The sequence below is a fragment of the Pandoraea sp. 64-18 genome (genome assembly GCF_001899225.1).
GTDB classification, from domain to species: Bacteria; Pseudomonadota; Gammaproteobacteria; order Burkholderiales; family Burkholderiaceae; genus Pandoraea; species Pandoraea cepalis.
Map to the genome: position 1 here is coordinate 67,154 of NZ_MKVU01000016.1, position 17,029 is coordinate 84,182.

General features: G+C 58.5%; 16 protein-coding genes and 1 pseudogene. 13 read left to right on the forward strand and 4 right to left on the reverse strand.

The window, feature by feature from the left end:
* Nucleotides 1–8 precede the first annotated feature (8 nt).
* Both BGP02_RS13860 and BGP02_RS13865 read right to left on the reverse strand, forming a co-directional pair.
* Nucleotides 9–1,415, reverse strand: a complete 1,407-nt coding sequence (locus BGP02_RS13860) for an MFS transporter (RefSeq protein ID WP_017232407.1) — start codon at nucleotides 1,413–1,415, stop codon at nucleotides 9–11.
* A gap of 6 nt (nucleotides 1,416–1,421) precedes the next feature.
* Nucleotides 1,422–2,075 (reverse strand): DsbA family oxidoreductase, encoded by a 654-nt coding sequence (locus BGP02_RS13865; RefSeq protein ID WP_286798728.1) that lies wholly within the window; start codon nucleotides 2,073–2,075, stop codon nucleotides 1,422–1,424.
* 294 nt (nucleotides 2,076–2,369) lie between these two features.
* Here BGP02_RS13865 and BGP02_RS13870 point away from each other — a divergent pair, with 294 nt between their 5' ends.
* From BGP02_RS13870 to BGP02_RS13930, 13 genes and pseudogenes are all read left to right on the forward strand, one after another.
* Nucleotides 2,370–2,990: a flavin reductase family protein gene (locus BGP02_RS13870; protein WP_286798730.1), complete on the forward strand. Its 621-nt coding sequence runs from the start codon at nucleotides 2,370–2,372 to the stop codon at nucleotides 2,988–2,990.
* 293 nt (nucleotides 2,991–3,283) lie between these two features.
* Nucleotides 3,284–4,819 (forward strand): annotated as a pseudogene (locus BGP02_RS13875) (complex I subunit 4 family protein).
* A 179-nt stretch (nucleotides 4,820–4,998) separates the two neighbouring features.
* Nucleotides 4,999–6,822, forward strand: a complete 1,824-nt coding sequence (locus tag BGP02_RS13880; protein WP_286798731.1) for a hypothetical protein — start codon at nucleotides 4,999–5,001, stop codon at nucleotides 6,820–6,822.
* A complete protein-coding gene (gene rfbF, locus BGP02_RS13885; protein ID WP_286798732.1) occupies nucleotides 6,819–7,598 on the forward strand; it encodes a glucose-1-phosphate cytidylyltransferase in 780 nt (259 codons plus the stop codon). Before BGP02_RS13880 ends, rfbF begins: the two co-directional genes overlap by 4 nt.
* Entirely contained in the window at nucleotides 7,595–8,683 is a 1,089-nt protein-coding gene (gene rfbG / locus BGP02_RS13890) for a CDP-glucose 4,6-dehydratase (protein ID WP_286798733.1), read from the forward strand. The genes rfbF and rfbG overlap by 4 nt, the downstream gene beginning before the upstream one ends.
* A gap of 32 nt (nucleotides 8,684–8,715) precedes the next feature.
* Nucleotides 8,716–9,780, forward strand: coding sequence for an acyltransferase family protein (locus tag BGP02_RS13895; RefSeq protein ID WP_286798735.1), 1,065 nt, complete (start codon nucleotides 8,716–8,718; stop codon nucleotides 9,778–9,780).
* Nucleotides 9,780–10,733 (forward strand): sulfotransferase, encoded by a 954-nt coding sequence (locus tag BGP02_RS13900; protein WP_286798737.1) that lies wholly within the window; start codon nucleotides 9,780–9,782, stop codon nucleotides 10,731–10,733. The genes BGP02_RS13895 and BGP02_RS13900 overlap by 1 nt, the downstream gene beginning before the upstream one ends.
* 73 nt (nucleotides 10,734–10,806) lie before the next feature.
* Nucleotides 10,807–11,604: a phosphotransferase family protein gene (locus tag BGP02_RS13905; protein ID WP_286798738.1), complete on the forward strand. Its 798-nt coding sequence runs from the start codon at nucleotides 10,807–10,809 to the stop codon at nucleotides 11,602–11,604.
* Nucleotides 11,605–11,662: 58 nt separating this feature from the next.
* Nucleotides 11,663–12,709, forward strand: coding sequence for an NAD-dependent epimerase/dehydratase family protein (locus tag BGP02_RS13910; RefSeq protein ID WP_286798739.1), 1,047 nt, complete (start codon nucleotides 11,663–11,665; stop codon nucleotides 12,707–12,709).
* Nucleotides 12,706–13,518: a transketolase gene (locus BGP02_RS13915; protein WP_286798740.1), complete on the forward strand. Its 813-nt coding sequence runs from the start codon at nucleotides 12,706–12,708 to the stop codon at nucleotides 13,516–13,518. The genes BGP02_RS13910 and BGP02_RS13915 overlap by 4 nt, the downstream gene beginning before the upstream one ends.
* On the forward strand, nucleotides 13,518–14,429 hold the full coding sequence (locus tag BGP02_RS13920; RefSeq protein WP_286798741.1) for a transketolase family protein: 912 nt from the start codon (nucleotides 13,518–13,520) through the stop codon (nucleotides 14,427–14,429). Before BGP02_RS13915 ends, BGP02_RS13920 begins: the two co-directional genes overlap by 1 nt.
* Before the next feature lie 8 nt (nucleotides 14,430–14,437).
* Complete coding sequence (locus BGP02_RS13925) at nucleotides 14,438–14,845, forward strand: GtrA family protein (RefSeq protein WP_286798742.1); 408 nt, start codon at nucleotides 14,438–14,440, stop codon at nucleotides 14,843–14,845.
* A complete protein-coding gene (locus tag BGP02_RS13930; RefSeq protein WP_286798743.1) occupies nucleotides 14,838–15,767 on the forward strand; it encodes a glycosyltransferase family 2 protein in 930 nt (309 codons plus the stop codon). The genes BGP02_RS13925 and BGP02_RS13930 overlap by 8 nt, the downstream gene beginning before the upstream one ends.
* A gap of 92 nt (nucleotides 15,768–15,859) precedes the next feature.
* Here BGP02_RS13930 and BGP02_RS13935 read toward each other — a convergent pair whose 3' ends face one another.
* A complete protein-coding gene (locus tag BGP02_RS13935) occupies nucleotides 15,860–16,687 on the reverse strand; it encodes a DDE-type integrase/transposase/recombinase (protein ID WP_286798744.1) in 828 nt (275 codons plus the stop codon).
* Entirely contained in the window at nucleotides 16,684–16,992 is a 309-nt protein-coding gene (locus tag BGP02_RS13940) for a DUF1153 domain-containing protein (RefSeq protein ID WP_286798745.1), read from the reverse strand. The genes BGP02_RS13935 and BGP02_RS13940 overlap by 4 nt, the downstream gene beginning before the upstream one ends.
* Between the last annotated feature and the right edge of the window lie 37 nt (nucleotides 16,993–17,029).

Genomic DNA, 17,029 nt, shown 5'->3' on the forward strand with positions numbered 1-17,029 from the left:
GTGCGCGATCAAGCCCGACTGCGCACCAAGCGCAGGCCGCTCGCAAGACAGCCTGCGGCCGAGAACGCCGCACCCCACGCCAACGCCCACAACGAACCTTGGGCGCCTGCGATGCCCAACGCCAGGGCCACGAGTGCAGCGCCCGTCGCTTGCCCCAGCAGTCGCGACGTTCCCACCATGCCGCTTGCCCCGCCACTGCGCTCCGGCGGTGCGCTGTGCATGAACGCCTTCAGATTCGGCGACTGGAAGAAACCAAACCCCAGACCGCACAACGCCATCCGCCAGCCGATATCCCACAGCTGCGCGTGTTCGGGCATGATCGCCAGCAACCCCATGCCCGCGCTCAGCATTGCCAGGCCAATCGCGCCCAGCGCGCCGGGCGGATAACGGTCGGACAGACGTCCCGCCAAGGGCGCAATCGCGGCCACGAAAAACGGCCAGGGCGTCATCAGAAAGCCTGTCTCGATAGGACTGCGATGCAGCACGTTCTCGAAATAGAACGGTAACGACACGAGTCCCAGCCCCTGCGTCGCAAACGCACAGATGGCCGTGAGCGTAGAGAGCGCAAAGGCGGGCAGACGCAGCAAGTCGACTGGCAGCATCGGCGCGCGATGGCCACGCTCACGGCGAATCAAGGCCCAGCCAAACACAATCGCGCCCACGAAGCACGTCACCGTCAGACGCCAATCGGCCCGTTGAGCACTCTGACTCAGCGCAAAGATCAGCAGCGCAAACGTTGCCACATTGAGCAACGCGGCGATCATGTCCGGCTTGTGCGCGCTGCGCGGTGTGTCGGGCAGGTTGCGGCGCGAGAACGCCAGCGCCAGCAACGCCGTCGGCACGTTGATCAGGAACAGCCACGGCCAGCTCCCGAACGCGAGGACGAGCGACGCCAACGTTGGCCCGATGGCGAACGAAATACCGACGATCAGCGCGTTCAGGCCCACACCGCGCCCAAGTTGATGCGCCGGATACAGGAACCGGATAAGCGCGATGTTCACGCTCATGACCGCAGCGGCCCCCACGCCCTGCAAGACGCGAGCGCCTGCGAGAAAGCCGAGCGTCGGCGACAGGGCGCACAGCAGCGACGCCACGAGAAACACCGCCACACCCGACATGAAGACGCGTTTGTGCCCGACGCGCTCGCCGAGCGAAGCGAACGGAAGCAGGGTCGCCACCATCGCCAATTGGTACGCGTTCACGATCCAGACCGATGCCGACGGCGTCGTTTTCAGATCGAGTGCCATCTGCGGCAGGGCCGTGTTGGCGATCGCCGTGTCGAGACTGGCGAGCGAGACGGCGAGCAGAATCGCCGTCATGGCGAGTCCGCGCCCGGTGGCGGGCGGCTCGTGCGTGTGCGCCGCCGCTGGGGCGCTGGCCGCCGCGGTATCGGCGATCGGGGGCAGGGACGACATGACGGATCAGCCCTCGGCCAGAATCTGACGAATGGCCTGTTCGAACACTTCCGACGGTTGTCCGCCGCTCACGAGATGGCGGTTGTTGAAGATGATCGCCGGCACCGACTGGATGCCGAGATTCTGGTAGTGGCGCTCAAGCGCGCGCACCTGCTCCGCATACTCGTCGGAGGCGAGGATCTCGCGCGCACGCGCCGTGTCGAGGCCGGCTTGCCGCGCGGCGTCGACGAGCACTTCCGGGTCGCTCGTGCGCTTGCCCTCGACGAAGTAGGCGCGCAACAGCGCTTCCTTCAGGGCGAGCTGCGTGTCGTTGCCGACGGTCTGTGCCCAGTGCAGCAGACGATGCGCGTCGAACGTGTTGTAGGCGTGCGTGCGCAGGTCCATGCGCATCGGGAACCCTTCGGCCGCCGCCCGCGCGCCAATGTTGGCCTGATTCTGTGCCAACTGTTCCGGCGACAGGCCGTACTTGCGCGACATGTAATCGGCGAGCGGAACGCCGTCGACCGGCATGTCGGGATTGAGTTCGAAGGGGCTGAAATGTAGGTCGGCGTCGACCTCGTCGCCCAGACGGCCGAGGGCCGTCTTCAATGAGGCGAGGCCGATGGCGCACCAGGGACAGGCGACATCGGAGACAAAATCGATCTTGAGTGTGGCGGGCATGGTCTGTCTGCGCGGTGGTGGCGCGCGCAATGAAAAACGCGTCGCCTTGCGCGACGCAACACGGGCAATCGTCGCATAAATCGGTGAATCTCGCCGGAGACCGCCCGGGCGGCACCGCAAGCCTTTATTCATACGGCATTCGGGGCGTAGGTGGGGCGGTTGCCTGAAGCGTGGAGTGTTTTGACTGCCGGAATGATTGTTTCGATTGGTGAATCTTTGGCTGGCTGTTGACCTGCGGTCTGTGGCAATGCGATATCGTGTGGGACATTCATTCACGTGGATCTTCACTGCCTCATGTCCAACGACGTTCACTTCTATGACCCGGCCAAGGGTCACGGTCTGTCTCACGATCCGTTCAAGGCGATTGTCGCGCCGCGCGTCATCGGCTGGATCTCCAGCAGCGACGCGCACGGCCGGGTCAACCTCGCGCCCTACAGCTTCTTCGGCGCTTTTGCGACGTTCCCGCCGATCGTCGGGTTTTGCAGTGAGGGCTACAAAGACTCGATTGCCAACATCGAAGCCACGCGCGAGTTCGTCTGGAATTTCACGAGCAAGTCGCTCGTCACGCAGATGAACCGGACTTCGGCCCCCGTGCCGCACGACGTCGACGAGTTCGAACTGGCAGGGCTGACGAAGGCCGCCGGCGTCAATGTCGACGTACCGCATGTGGCCGAGTCGCCCGCCTCGCTCGAATGCAAGTTGCTGCAGATCGTGCGCCTGCACAATCTCGACGGCAAGCCGATGGACAACTGGCTCGCCTTGGGGCAGGTCGTCGGCGTGCACATCCGCCGCGAGTATCTGCGCGAAGACGGCATCTTCGATACGGCGAAGGCGCATCCGGTGATGCGCGCGGGTTATCTCGGCGACTATGCAGAGATCGGACCGATGTTCGATTTGCGTCGCCCAAAGGCCTGATCCACATTGGGGACTGCCGCGCGGAAAGGTCGACCCGATGCAATCGCCGACCGCACGTTCGGGCAACGCACTCGCAATCATTTGTAAAATTGCTGCAACGCAAAATATTTTTCGGGCACGTATGCTTGCCACCTTCGTTGACGCCTCCGCGCCTGGCGTCCCCTCCCGATGGCATTGATTTGCTTTGATGTGCACGCATCGCGACCCGCGATGCGTGTGGGGTAGGTTCGTCCCTGGCAACGTCGATATAGCGCCATCGCGCTGAATTTTGTTGCGGCACATCAGGGCCCCCAATGTCTCCCATCTTGTCCCTTCTCATCTGGCTTCCTTTCGCGGCTGGCGCACTCGTCATTCTGCTGGGCTGGGATCGTCATCCCAATGCCGTACGTTGGACCTCGCTGATCGCAGCCGCGATATCGGCGGCGCCCATCGTGCCGCTGGTGCGTGGGTTTCGTACCCGTGTGGCCAGCCTGCAGTTTGTCGAGCGCTTTCGCCGGATCGATTCGCTCGATGCGTCGTGGCATGTGGGCATCGACGGCATTTCCCTGTGGCTGGTGGCGCTCACCGGTGTGGCGCGCCGTGACGACGCGCGTGCGTTCGTACTTCGGCAGCTTCCCGATGTTGTCGGGGCTGATGCAGGGCGTCTTTACGGCGCAGGACGACATGCTGTTCGTCGTTTCCTTCGAAGCGACTCTGCTGCCGTTTTATCTGCTCATCGGCGTGTATGGTCGCGCCAATCGCACCCACGCGGCCCTGAAGTTCTTTTTCATCTCGCTGACCGGTTCGCTGATGATGCTCCTCTCGATGCTCTATCTGTACATGCAGATGCAGAGCTTCGAGATCGCGAGTTGGCAGGCGCTGCATCTGCCCCTGGCGGTGTGCAGGTGATGTTGTTCATCGGCTTTCTCGGGGCGTTCTAGGTCAAGGTGCCGATGTGGCCCGTGCACACGTGGTTGCCCGAGGTGCATCTTGACGGGCCGACCGGCGCTGCGGTCATGCTCGGCATGCTCAAGCTCGGCGGCTACGGACTGCTTCGATTCAATCTGCCGCTGCCGCCCGATGCCAGTCATTTCCTTGCGGCGCTCATGGTCTTGCCGTCGCTGGTCGCCGTGATTTACGCGAGCCTGGTGGCGCTGGTGCAAACGGATCTGCGCAAGTTGCTGGCGTACTCGGCCGTCGCGCACATGGGTTTGGAGACGCTGGGGCTGTTCCTGTTCTCCGAGATGGGGACCGACGGCGCCGTGATGCAGATGATCTCGTACGGCATTGTCTCCGGCGCAATGCTGCTGTGCACGGGGATGCTGTACGACGGGACGTCCAGCGCGTCGATTGACGCTTATGGCGGCGTGGCTGCCACGATGCCGCGCTTCGCGACGTTGGTGATGTTGTTCTCGATGGCGAACGTGCGGATGCCGGGGACGTCCGGCTTCGTTGGCGAGTTCCTCGTGTTGATGGGCGCGATCAAGGTCAATTTCTGGATCGGCGCACTGGCGTCGCTGACGCTGGTGCTAAGCGCGGCTTACACGCTGTGGACGGTCAAGCGAGCGATTTTCGGACGCGTCGGAAATGCGCATGTCACATCGCTCAAGGATGTGAGCCGTCGTGAGTTCGCGCAGCTTGGGGCGATGGCGATGGTGGTGCTGGGTATCGGCCTCGATCCGAAGCCGCTGACCGACGGCATCGATGCGACGGTACAGGTGGTGCAGGACATTGAGCAGCATCGCCTGCCCGCGAACGATCCGGGCAGCGACGAGATGGCGGGACGCCGTCACGGTGTCACTGCCGGTCACGCGGCATTGAGGGTGAAGGGAGCGCAGCCTGACATCTGACCATCATGGTGCATATGGCGGGCCTCCCTTTTGGTGCGCTGCGTCACGATACGGCTTGTTCGTGAAACATTCGCTCTTGGTGACGTCCTCTTGTGCTTCGGCTAAAATCTGCGGATTCATTGGCGACTGGGGTGTTCGGGGTGGGAGGGAGAATCGCGCGGGGGATAGAGATCAGGGCAGTGCCGTGGCGCGATGGGCTTCTGGTTTTGTTAGCCGCAGCGGTCGCCCTCCTTATACTCGGATTTGCGCTGCATTATTGTCGCTACGGCTTTGATCTTACAGACGAAAGTTTCTATCTGACGTCCATTGTCGCCCCTGACGCCTACTCGCTGAATATCCCGGTCTCGTTATTTGGGTTCGTCTACCGACCACTTTACTCTCTGGTGGGGGGGGACATTGGTGCGCTGCGTCAGGCCAATGTATTGATAACCTTTGGCCTCGCCAGTTTTCTGTCAATCAGTCTGGTGCACCGCGCGGCGATGGATGGCGCGGGCGTGTCAAAGGCGGACTGGGCGATGGGGCTGGCCTTGGCGCCGATGTCGCTGGCGAGCTTCCCCGGCTGGCTCGTTACACCGAGCTACAACTCGCTAACGTTCCAGTCCGTCATGCTGGCCCTCACCGGGCTGCTACTCATGGATGACGCACGAATTCGCGTCGCCGTGACCGGCAGCGTTCTGGTGGCCGTCGGCGGGTGGCTGACCTTCATGGGTAAGCCGACCACGGCGGCGTTGCTGGGCGTCATTTTTACGATGTATTCGGCCGCCTCGGGCGTCAAGCACCTGCGACGGATGGTACTCGCGGGTGGATTGTCGCTGTTGTTGTTGGTACTTACCGCTTTCCTGATCGATGGCTCGATCGCGCAATTCGTCGCTCGGCTGCGCAACAGTATCGAGATGCTGCGCGTATTGGGCAGCGGACAGGAGTTCGACAAGATATTTCGCATCGATAACGCTAACTATGCAGATGCAGAGTATCAGTTGGCAGCATGTGTTGCGATCACTGTGACCGTAGTCGGTCTCGCGCTGACGCGTTCAGGGCGCTGGGGGGGCATGTTGGGCGCCATAGCATGTGCGGCGCTCGCGGCGAGCACGATTTGGCTCATCGGCTCGGGCCGAACCCCAGTGGCATTGCGCGGCCCGGTGATTTTTCTGGTGTCGGCGGCTAGCCTTGCCGGGGTGGTGATGACCAGCGGGTATACTGCACTCGCTCGCGTCCCGAAACGACGTTGGCTGTTGGCCGCATTGCTGTTGTCGCTGCCCCATGCCTCGGCGTTTGGAACGAACGGAAATTACTGGGTGCAGGGCGCATCAGTTGCGCTGTTGTGGATGCTCGCAGTTGTGTTTGTCGCCGCTTCGGTCTTGCCCACCCATCGTCGACTTGTTGCATTGGTTCCGTTCGCTCTTGTTATGCAGATGGCTACGGTAACGCTGATTTCCGAAGGGATGGCATCGCCCTATCGTCAGCCACCGAACCTTCGGCAATATACCGATGCGTTTGATTTCCCTGGTGGGGGGAAGTTGGTGTTGGCTGCGGATTACCGCGCGTATCTTGCTGAAGTGGTGACAATTGCGCGCGCCAACGGACTCACGCCAGGGGCATCTATGATCGACCTCACCGGACAATCGTCGGGCGTCTTATTCGCCCTTCAGACCCGCAGTCTCGGTCAGCCGTGGATGGTGGGGGCCTATCCGGGCAGCGATCGCCTTGCAACGGGGAGTTTGGATACCGAGTCTTGCCGTGACGTTGGGGGCGCTTGGTTGTTCTATGAGCCCGGCGGTCCTCGCAGCTTGTCGGCGCAGGCGGTTGTGGCCCATTTTGGTGGCGACCTTGAAGCCGACTACGCGAATGTTGGCACGTTGACGACGCCTGAGGGGGCTGGCGGATATACGCGAGCCCGGACCCAATACCTGCTTCGTCCTATCCGTTCGCGGAGTGCTGCTGAGATCGCTTGCCTGACTGCGCGTAAACGAAATTCGACAAATCATGGGGAAGCGGATAAATGAAAGCGGTCATACTCGCCGGAGGTCTCGGCACACGAATTTCCGAAGAAACACATCTTCGCCCCAAGCCCATGATCGAGATCGGCGGCAAGCCCATTCTCTGGCACATCATGAAGATTTACTCGCACCACGGGATTAATGATTTTGTGATTTGCTGCGGGTATAAGGGCTACCTAATTAAAGAATATTTCGCCAACTATTTCCTACATATGTCGGATGTGACATTCGACATGGCATCAAACCGCATGGATGTGCACCAACGGCATGCGGAGCCTTGGCGGGTGACATTGCTCGATACCGGGGAGGACACCATGACAGGGGGGCGCTTGAAAAGGGCCGCGCCTTATCTGGCCGGTGAGGAGTCTTTTTGTTTCACCTATGGGGATGGAGTAAGCGATGTCGATGTTACGGCCCTGATCGAGTTTCATAAAGTGCAGGGTACGCTAGCCACGCTCACTGCCACCTATCCACCAGGCCGGTTCGGCGCCCTTGACATTCGGCCCGATCATCGAGTAGCGACGTTCAAGGAGAAGCCGAAGGGGGACGGCGCCATGATTAATGGCGGCTTCTTCGTGCTTTCACCGAAAGTGATCGATCTGTTGATCGACGATGCGACGGTCTGGGAGCAAACTCCGTTGGAGACGCTTGCAGCTCAAGGACAGCTTTCCGCTTATCAACATCACGGTTTTTGGCAACCGATGGACACACTGCGCGACAAGATGCTGTTGGAAGATTTGTGGTCGAGCGCGCGCGCGCCTTGGAAGGTTTGGGACAAATGAACTCGAAGTTCTGGCGCGGTAAACGGGTGCTGCTCACCGGCCATACGGGCTTCAAAGGCGCTTGGCTATCGCTTTGGCTGAGCGAATTGGGCGCAGATGTCACCGGATTGGCGCTTGCGCCTGACACTGCCCCGAGCCTCTTCGAAGTTGCTCGTGTTGCGAGGGACGTGCGCTCCATTGAGGGTGACATACGCGATGCGGCACTGGTTGCCAACGTCGTGCGCGAATGTGCACCCGACATCGTGATCCACATGGCAGCTCAGGCGCTTGTTCGACATTCGTATGTCGATCCGGTCGGAACGTACGCGACCAACGTCATGGGCACGGTACATTTACTGGATGCGATTCGGCACGTACCTTCCGTGCGGGCCGTGGTGAATGTGACCAGTGATAAATGCTACGAAAATCGTGAGTGGGTTTGGGGGTATCGTGAGCAGGATGCTATGGGTGGGCACGATCCCTACAGCAATAGCAAAGGGTGTGCGGAACTCGTCACGATGGCGTATCGGGACTCATTCTTTTCTGCCGAAGCGTATGGAAGTCACGGTGTGGCAGTCGCTTCCGCCCGGGCCGGGAATGTGATCGGCGGTGGCGATTGGGCGCAAGACCGGTTGATTCCCGACATCCTGCGTGCTATCGAGTCTGGCGAACCGGTGCAGATTCGGTCGCCGCACGCAATTCGTCCATGGCAGCACGTGCTTGAACCGTTGTCAGGTTATCTGCTTCTCGCTGAACGTTTGTGGGACGGGGGAGCTGCTTATGCGAGCGGCTGGAACTTCGGTCCGACTCAAGGCGACGCTCGTCCTGTCGAGCAGATCGTTACCCGCATGACCGACTTGTGGGGCGGTGGTGCCACGTGGAGGCTCGATTGCGGAACGCATCCGCGCGAGGCGCATTACTTGAAACTCGATTGCTCAAAGTCGCATCAGTTGCTGCAGTGGCACCCGCGCTGGCGTCTCGATACGGCCCTGCAGCGTATCGTTAGCTGGCACCGAGCTTACGTAGCCGGCGATGATATGCGTGCGCACACACTGGCGGATATCCGGGCCTTTGAGCAGTCGCCCATCGCTGAAGGTGACTGGTAATTCTTCCCGATTTGCGCGCCGCAGAGGGCTCAATGGGCATTATTCGATTTATGTTGGCACTGATCGTCTTGACTTCGCACGTCGGTTTGGGGGGGGGCTCGATTGGCGCCCTGGCGAGCGTGCAGGTATTTTTTGTGCTGTCTGGAGTCTACATGGCGGCAGTGTGGCAGGTGAAGTATTGCCACCTGTCCAGCGGCGCATGGCACTTCTACTTGAACCGGGCGTTGCGACTTTGGCCAACCTATATTCTGCTCTTGCTTCTGACCTGGTTGACCTATGCGGCTTTGCACCGCCCGGCGACCGGTGACGACTTCATCTTTGAACTGTTTCGCGATTTGGACCGAACTGGGTTCGATCGTCTGAATTCGCTCATGACGATCCTGACCGTTTTTCTTTTCGGTCAGGACATCGCGTCAGTGCGCGAATCGCTTCAATTCATGTTGCCCGTGCGACAAAGCTGGTCCATCGCAAGCGAATTGCTGTTCTATCTTGCTGTGCCTTTGATTTTCCGCGTTCGGGCCGGAATCTGGTATTTTGTCGGCTTCGCGACGCTGATCGTTCTGAAATGCACTTTGACGACGTGGGGGGACTGGCGCGCTTCGTACTTTCTGCCTTTCGGTAACTTTGGTTATTTTCTGCTCGGTATCGGACTTTACTTTCTGATAGAGCAACCCGCATTTCAGCCATTTCGGCTTCAAAATCGGGTGGCGCGTGCTGCGTTACTAGTGGCGCTGATCGCATGTTTTTGCCTGTTCGGCGAAGCTAGCCTCGAGCGCGGTGGTGTTCTGAAGCATTTGGCCCTGATCGCGATTTTTTCGATCGCCGTGACGATGCTTTTTAAAGAGGCCGCGAACCGCTTTGACCTGTTTCTGGGAAATATTTCTTACGGTATATATTTGAATCACTTCCTAATTCTGGTAGTCGGCAGATTTTTGCACTTCCAGGGAGTCGGGTTGTTAGCGTTCACCATTGCGGGCAGCGTACTTCTTAGCTATGTGTCTGAATTGCTAATCCAGAGCCCGATCGATCGCATGAGGCGGAAATCGACAGCGATGAAGCCGAAGAAAATACAAGCAATGCATATGGAGCCACTTTAATGAGTAATTTCAATCTGGTCATGGTTTCCGCCGGTTTTGAGCACGGCGGTAACGTTACCCATCGGCATCTTGACGGTCACTCCGAACTTCTGGTGTATCCGTTCGAGTCCCAACTCGGCAACCGAAATTTCAATGATTTTCTGGCGTCTGTCGAAAGAGTGCAGTACCGTTATCCCGAATTCCCGGAAGGCGCTACCGCGATCGAGCTCTATGAGCAGATGATCGACGAGGAAATGAAGACTTTCTTGCGGAAGAGGAACGGCTCGAAGTTCAAGGGGGCCGATCTCGAGCTCAATGAAGCCGATCGAATTGCTGAGTTCGAGCGGCTGCTTGGCGATGGCCCTCATTCGCGCCGTCAGGTCATTGAGGCATTTTTCCGTTCAACGTTCACGTCGTGGAAGAACTACTATGCGACGCCGGCCGAAGGTATGCGCCATGTCGGTTATTCTCCGGCTATAGGCATTGACTCGGATCGCCTTGTTCGTGACTTCCCGAACGTGCGCATCATGCATATCGTGCGCAATCCGTTCTCGGCGTACCGAGACACCAAGCGTCGCCCCTTCCCCCAGCCGCTCAGCAAGTATCTGATAACGTGGAATATTTACCATTCGACGGTGGAAATGTTCGCTCAGATGTACCCGGAGAATGTGCGTATCTTCCGCTATGAAGATCTCGTAGGCGATAAGAAATCGTTCATGACCGAGGTAGCTGGCTTCATTGGTGTGAAATTCCAAGATTCGATGCTTTATCCGAGCTGGAACGGTAAGGAGATCAAAGACGATATCGCGCCTTGGGGCACGGTGCTTAAAAGCACCGAAGATTACAACGCGGCAATCATCGACGACCTGAACGACGCAGAGAAGGCGCAAATCATTCACGCCACAACGGCGCTTGCACGGCATTTCCGTTACGACAAGGTTCCATACCTCGCCAAATATTACGATGCTAAGTAAGTTGAGGCATTACTCTGGAGATTATCCTGAGGCGGGGTTGGAAATAGGTCAAGCGGCTGTAGATCCTGGCCCCTTGCTTGAATATCTTGGCTCGGATCCCGATACGCTGACGCGGTTGCGGATAGGGACGCTCGGGGTGTGCTTCACGGTAGGGGGGGCAGGCCGCCGTGCCTGCTTCCTCAAGTCGCACGCCACCCTCGCGGGGCGGCGTGCGCTTGACAAAGAGATTTCCTTGTTTCAAATGGCGTACCCACGGGTGCGGGTCGATCGCTTCGAATGCAGCGATCGCCTGTGGATGGTGGCGGACGTGCTGTCGACACCGATTGTTGCTCCGGGAGTCGCCGACATGCTCGCGACCATATCCCAGTACGAAGCGCGCTTGTCTTCTGACGCGTGCGTGTCTTGCTTGGCGCCGGGCGACGATATGCAGGCGCTGCTTTGCGAGGCTGAGGAGGCGTTGGCACGTCTCGCCTCGTCGAGCCATATTGGTACCGCGGTGGCGAGGCAGGCGACGTTGCATCTGCATCGCTTGAAACAGGTCGTGCCTTCAATGTCACCAGTCGTCTGTCACGGTGACCTTGGGCCGGCCAACCTAATGTGTGATGCCGAGGGCCTTATCGCTGTGGATTGGGAGGACGCGTTTCTCGGCGTAGCAGGATACGACTTTCTCTATTGGCTGACGTTTTTCGATAATCGCAAGTATCTCGGGGAGCAGATTTTCGGCCGCACGCCCTGGACCAAGGAGATCGACGTCGCCCTGATTACCATGATCTTGCTGCTAAAGTGCGAACTCTCCGTCCGCGCAGGTCGCCTGATGGGTAACGTGTTGAGCTTCGATCAGCGCTTGGGCGAGATATTCGTGCTTGTCTGACGGCCACACTCATCCGGCGGAAAAGCCGACACAAAATTAGTAGGTTGAATCGACCTAGATGCAAGTATTCGACGAGGATTTAAACAACATCCTGGAGCGTTCCGAAACGGACTTGCGGACGTTAAAGCAGGCGCGCATGTTCGTAACCGGCGGCACGGGGTACATCGGCAGATGGCTACTGGCAACGCTGTGCCGTGCCAACCGGGAACTGGCACTCGATATGCGAATGACCGTACTCAGTCGCGATCCGGATCGCTTTCGCGTAACCGATTCAGACATTGCCGGCGACCCGGCAATTGAATGGATTCAAGGCGATGTTACGAATTTTGTCTACCCGCCGGGAATCTTCACGCATGTGTTGCATGCGGCAACCGACGTAGTCGCAAAAAGTACGCCGCTCGACACCTTCGATGTCACGGTCGCAGGGACACGCCGCGTACTCGACCTGAGCCGTGCATGCGAGGCGCAGCGACTGTTGTTGCTAAGTTCCGGGGCTGTTTACGGCCGTATCCCGCACGAGATCGATCGTGTTCCGGAAACGTACCAAGGGGGGCTGGACGTGGCTCAGGCGGGTGCCGCGTATGGCATCGGGAAGCATGTCTCTGAGTGGCTGTGCAATACATACGCGTCGGAGGGCGGTGCTGCGGCGGTTTCCGCTCGAATCTTTGCGCAGATTGGACCGTTTCTTGCCCTGGATAAGCAATTTGCTGCTGGGAACTTCATCAACGATGCGCTTAAGGGACGGCCCTTCCTTATTAAGGGGGACGGTACCCCACTTCGCTCGTACATGTACTCGACCGATCTGGTCGTCTGGTTGCTGGCTATTTTTGTGCGAGGGCAGTCGGGGCAGTCATACAATGTCGGATCAGATCAGGCCGTTTCGATTCGCGATCTGGCTTTACGCGTCGCAAGGGCCGCGGGCGTGGGTTCGCCGGACATTCGGGTGTTGGGTGTCCCTCAACCGGCCACGCCTCCCGAACGTTACGTACCAGCGATTAACCGGGCACGAGATGAGCTTGCGCTTAATATTTCCGTATCGCTTGAGCAGGGCCTGCGCCGTACCGTTGACTGGTACCGAGTCCGTTTTTCACGAGATTTTTCATGACCGAAGTTGCCCAATTCGCAAACTACATTCGCTTGTGTGCGCTGGAGCTATGCTACAGCAAGCGTACATCGCATATCGGCGGCGCGTTTTCGGTGGCCGACATTCTGGCTGTCCTTTATTCCGGAGTGCTCGATGTATCGCCCCAACGTTGCAATGATCCCGCGCGTGATCGCCTCTTCTATAGCAAGGGCCACGCTTGTACTGCGCTTTACGCGGCATTGGCGCGCCGCGGATTCTTTTCCGCTGACGACCTGCGTGCCAATTTCATCGCTGATGGCGGGTATTTCACATCGCACGTTAATCATCGCTTGCCTGGTGTGGAGCTTTCGACCGGGAGCCTCGGACATGCGCTTGGCGTGGCCTGCGGCAGCGCTCTTGCGGGGCTCCGTCGCGAGCAGCCACATTCGGTGTTCGCTATCCTTAGCGATGGTGAACTGGACGAGGGGTCGAATTGGGAGGCGATCTTGTTCGCAGGGCATCATCGCCTTGACAATCTTATCGCTGTGATTGACTACAACAAGATCCAAAGCTTTGGATCTGTGGCCGAAGTGATGAACCTCGAGCCCTTAAGTGACAAGTTTCGCGCTTTTAACTGGGCGATAACCGAGGTGGACGGCCACGATCTGCACCAGTTGCGTGAAGGGCTTGTCGACGCCAAGGCGCGGCGGGATGGCAAGCCGAAATGCATCATCGCGCATACGGTCAAAGGCAAAGGCGTGAGCTTCATGGAAAATCACCTTGTTTGGCACTATCGGTCACCTGACGACGAAAATTATCGGGCGGCGCGCAAGGAACTGGGAGCGGTGTAGTGCGCAATACTTTTATCAAGACCTTGAGCGAGCTCGCTGCGCAACAAGACGATATCTTTCTGCTTTGCGGTGACCTGGGATATTCCGTTTTAGAGCCGTTTGCAGCGCAGTTTCCTGATCGATTTCTGAATGTCGGAATTGCCGAGCAGAATATGACCCAGGTTGCAGCAGGTCTGGCGCGTGAGGGATATAACGTATTTACTTACTCGATTGGCAATTTCCCGACGCTGCGGTGTATGGAGCAGATTCGTTACGATGTCTGTTATCACGATGCCAATGTAAAAGTTGTGGCAGTCGGCGCAGGTTACGCCTACGGCCCACAAGGTGTTTCCCATCATGCCACGGAAGACATTGCGATGATGCGAGCGATCCCCAACATGCTCGTGTGTGCGCCGGCCGACCCGACCGAGGCGCGTGCCGCTGCCCATTTTATGGCGAAGCATCAGGGGCCTGGTTACGTACGCATCAACAAGGCGGGCGAGTCGGCCGTGCACGATTCGGGGCCGTTGTTGGATATCTCGCCCGGCAGGATGTTGCCTCTTCGCGGTGGGAACGGAACCGTGGTGCTTACGACTGGGGCTATTCTCGGTCACGTCGTTGCGGAAGTCGACGCACGAGGGCTGGGCTTTGCCGTATATAGCTGCCCGTTCGTAGGCGGATACGATCTTGGGATGCTAAAGCGACTGTCGATGGAATTCGACACGATCGTCACTGTCGAGGAGCATCAACTCAACGGCGGATTCGGGAGCTCTATCGTTGAGGCTATTAGTGACCTGTACGCTTCCGGGGGGCTACCAAAAATGCCGAAGATCGAGCGAGTCGGCATCCCCAATCGCTTTGTCGGCGAGTGCGGAAGTCAGGATTACCTCCGGCACGTTTCGGGCCTCTCGCTTGCGCGGTTTGGCAATTGATTGACAATATGTTGGCTCGGGTGAGGTCGGCGGCAGGCGCTACACTTCGTGGAGAGTGCCGTCTTGCCAACTATTTTTTCGTTGGTGGCATTAATACGCTATTCGGCTACGGCATATTCGTTGGCTGCATTCGGATTGGGCTCCATTACAGCCTCGCCGTTGCTGTCTCCACGGTGCTCGGGACGCTGTTCAATTTCAAGAGCACTGGCGCTTTGGTGTTTCGATCCAGCGATAATTCGCGTATCGTGCGCTTCATTCTTGTCTACTGTGCGGTATATATCGTGAATGTGATGGCGCTCGCCGTGCTGGTTCGCCTCGGGATCAACCCTTATCTGAGCGGCCTTGTGCTGGTTGTTCCGCTCGCACTACTAGCCTATCTTCTCCATAGCCGATTCGTCTTCAATTGCAATGAGTAAACGCATCAGTATCGTCACGCCGCTCTATAACGAACAGGAGAATGTCGCCGAATTGTGCGAACGAATCGCTGTCGTTATGCGAGGCCTGCCCTATGATTACGAGCACCTGTGCATCGACAATTGCTCGACGGACGATACCGTCGCCATGTTGCGTGACATTGCTGCGGTCGATCCACACGTGAAGGTCATCGTCAACGCGCGGAACTTTGGATACGTCCGGTCTTCTTTTCATGCGTTGCTGCAAGCCAGCGGCGATGCTGCGGTGCTGATCGCGTCGGATTTGCAGGATCCACCGGAGATCATTCGTGAGTTCGTCGAGAAATGGGAGGCGGGCTTCAAGACGGTGATGGCTGTCAAGCCGGTCAGCGAAGAGTCGTTTCTGATGTTCCGCATCCGAAGGCTGTATTACCGGATCGTGTCGAGCATCTCCGACGTTCCTCTGGTTCAGAACGCGACGGGATCGGGACTGTTTGACCGCGCGGTACTCGACGTGCTGCGTTCCCTGAATGATCCATACCCATATTTCCGGGGACTCGTGTGCGAGATTGGTTTTCCGATCGCCACGGTGGCGTTCAAGCAGCCGCGACGGTTGCGTGGAGTTACAAGCCAGAGCTTCTACTCACTGTATGACATGGCGATGCTCGGCATCACCAAGCATTCCAAAGTGCCCCTGCGTCTGATGGCCATGACGGGTTTCGTCACCGCAATGTTCAGCCTGATGGTTGCGTTTGGCTATCTGGTCGCAAAGTTGCTTTTCTGGAATTCCTTCGTTCTGGGCACTGCCCCAATTCTCATCGGGATGTTCTTCTTCGGTGCGATCCAGATGATGTTTCTGGGTCTGCTTGGCGAGTACATCGGCGCAATTCATACTCATGTGAGGAAATTGCCGTTGGTCGTCGAGGCTGAACGCATAAATTTCTGACGGTTGGTGACGGTGGCAAATTCAGGCTCGCTATTTTGATTTAAGCAGGTTCTCGCTGGGTCAATCCGCTGGAATGACCCAGCGGAACCTGCTCAGGTCAGGCGGCTAAAGCAAAAGCCTTGGCCGGGGTCATCATCTTCAGCGCTTGGCGCGGTCGTCGATGGTTGTAGAACTTGAATCCAGTCGCCGATTACACGGCTGGCGTGTTGCAGCGTCTCGAAGCGATGGCGGTAAGCACGTTGCGCCATGCGCGTCCGGATGACGCGCTCGACCGTGCCGTTCTGCTGTGGACAATGCGGGGTGATGAATTCCTGGCGCAGGCCGTAGCTGCGCGCCAGCGCGGTGTAACTGCGACTGGTAAAGACCAATCCGTTGTCGCTGCGTAACAGGAATGGCGCTGGCACTCGGCCCAACGTACCGAAGCGAGCAATCAGCGCTTGTTCCAGCGCACTGCCAGCCGTCGTCGCACGGCCGCTGCGTGACAGGTGCCAGCCGAGCAATTCCCGCGTGTGGCAGTCGATCACCAGTGCCAACGTCGCCCAGCCATCCCCGCCGGCCCAAATGCGGCAAAGCTCTGGGGACCACCGTTCGTTCAGCGCCGTCGCCACCGAGGGCAGCGCCTGTATGCGAGGCCGGAAGCCGATTGGGTGCTTCTTGACCTGCCAGCCTTTCAATTGAAAGACCCGCTGCACGGTGTTCTTGTTGAACCCGAGCAGGTAAGCCACCGTCCGATAACCAAATGACGGTGACTCCTCGATCAGTGCCTTGATGGGTTCGGCAAAGCGCGGTTGTACTTTGGCGGGTGCTTTCACGGATCGATAATACGCAGTGCGGCGCGGCACACCGAACCATCGGCACAGCTTGGCAATCGAGACGGTGATGCCGTCGGCTTGAAGTCCCTGGCGGATCGTCTCGATCACTTCTCGTCCTCGCCCAGCAGGGACTGCAATTTTTTTCTGGCGCGCAGCTCCAGCATCGCCTCGCCGTATGCCTCTTGCAGGTCTTTGAGTTGCCGCTCGTATTGCTCCCGAACGTCCAGCGGGTTTGCTGGCAGCGCATTGATCCGCTTACCGTCTTCGACCCACGATTCGACTTCCGAGGGTGTGAGGTCAAACGACCGGCTCGCCTCGGATACTGTGGTTTTGCCTTGAATAATGTCGAGCACCAACGCGCTCTTGCGCTTGGCCGTCCACCGCTTGATCTCGTCTTCCATCTTCATGCTCATGTGTTTGTCCTCGAAGGTTAACACCTGAGCAGGTTTT

Coding starts and splice junctions, on each gene's coding strand:
- BGP02_RS13860 (WP_017232407.1), bottom strand. CDS start 1,415: ATGTCGTCCCTGCCCCCGATCGCCGATACCGCGGCGGCCAGCGCCCCA.
- BGP02_RS13865 (WP_286798728.1), bottom strand. CDS start 2,075: ATGCCCGCCACACTCAAGATCGATTTTGTCTCCGATGTCGCCTGTCCC.
- BGP02_RS13870 (WP_286798730.1), top strand. CDS start 2,370: ATGTCCAACGACGTTCACTTCTATGACCCGGCCAAGGGTCACGGTCTG.
- rfbF (WP_286798732.1), top strand. CDS start 6,819: ATGAAAGCGGTCATACTCGCCGGAGGTCTCGGCACACGAATTTCCGAA.
- rfbG (WP_286798733.1), top strand. CDS start 7,595: ATGAACTCGAAGTTCTGGCGCGGTAAACGGGTGCTGCTCACCGGCCAT.
- BGP02_RS13895 (WP_286798735.1), top strand. CDS start 8,716: ATGGGCATTATTCGATTTATGTTGGCACTGATCGTCTTGACTTCGCAC.
- BGP02_RS13900 (WP_286798737.1), top strand. CDS start 9,780: ATGAGTAATTTCAATCTGGTCATGGTTTCCGCCGGTTTTGAGCACGGC.
- BGP02_RS13910 (WP_286798739.1), top strand. CDS start 11,663: ATGCAAGTATTCGACGAGGATTTAAACAACATCCTGGAGCGTTCCGAA.
- BGP02_RS13915 (WP_286798740.1), top strand. CDS start 12,706: ATGACCGAAGTTGCCCAATTCGCAAACTACATTCGCTTGTGTGCGCTG.
- BGP02_RS13925 (WP_286798742.1), top strand. CDS start 14,438: ATGTTGGCTCGGGTGAGGTCGGCGGCAGGCGCTACACTTCGTGGAGAG.
- BGP02_RS13930 (WP_286798743.1), top strand. CDS start 14,838: ATGAGTAAACGCATCAGTATCGTCACGCCGCTCTATAACGAACAGGAG.
- BGP02_RS13940 (WP_286798745.1), bottom strand. CDS start 16,992: ATGAGCATGAAGATGGAAGACGAGATCAAGCGGTGGACGGCCAAGCGC.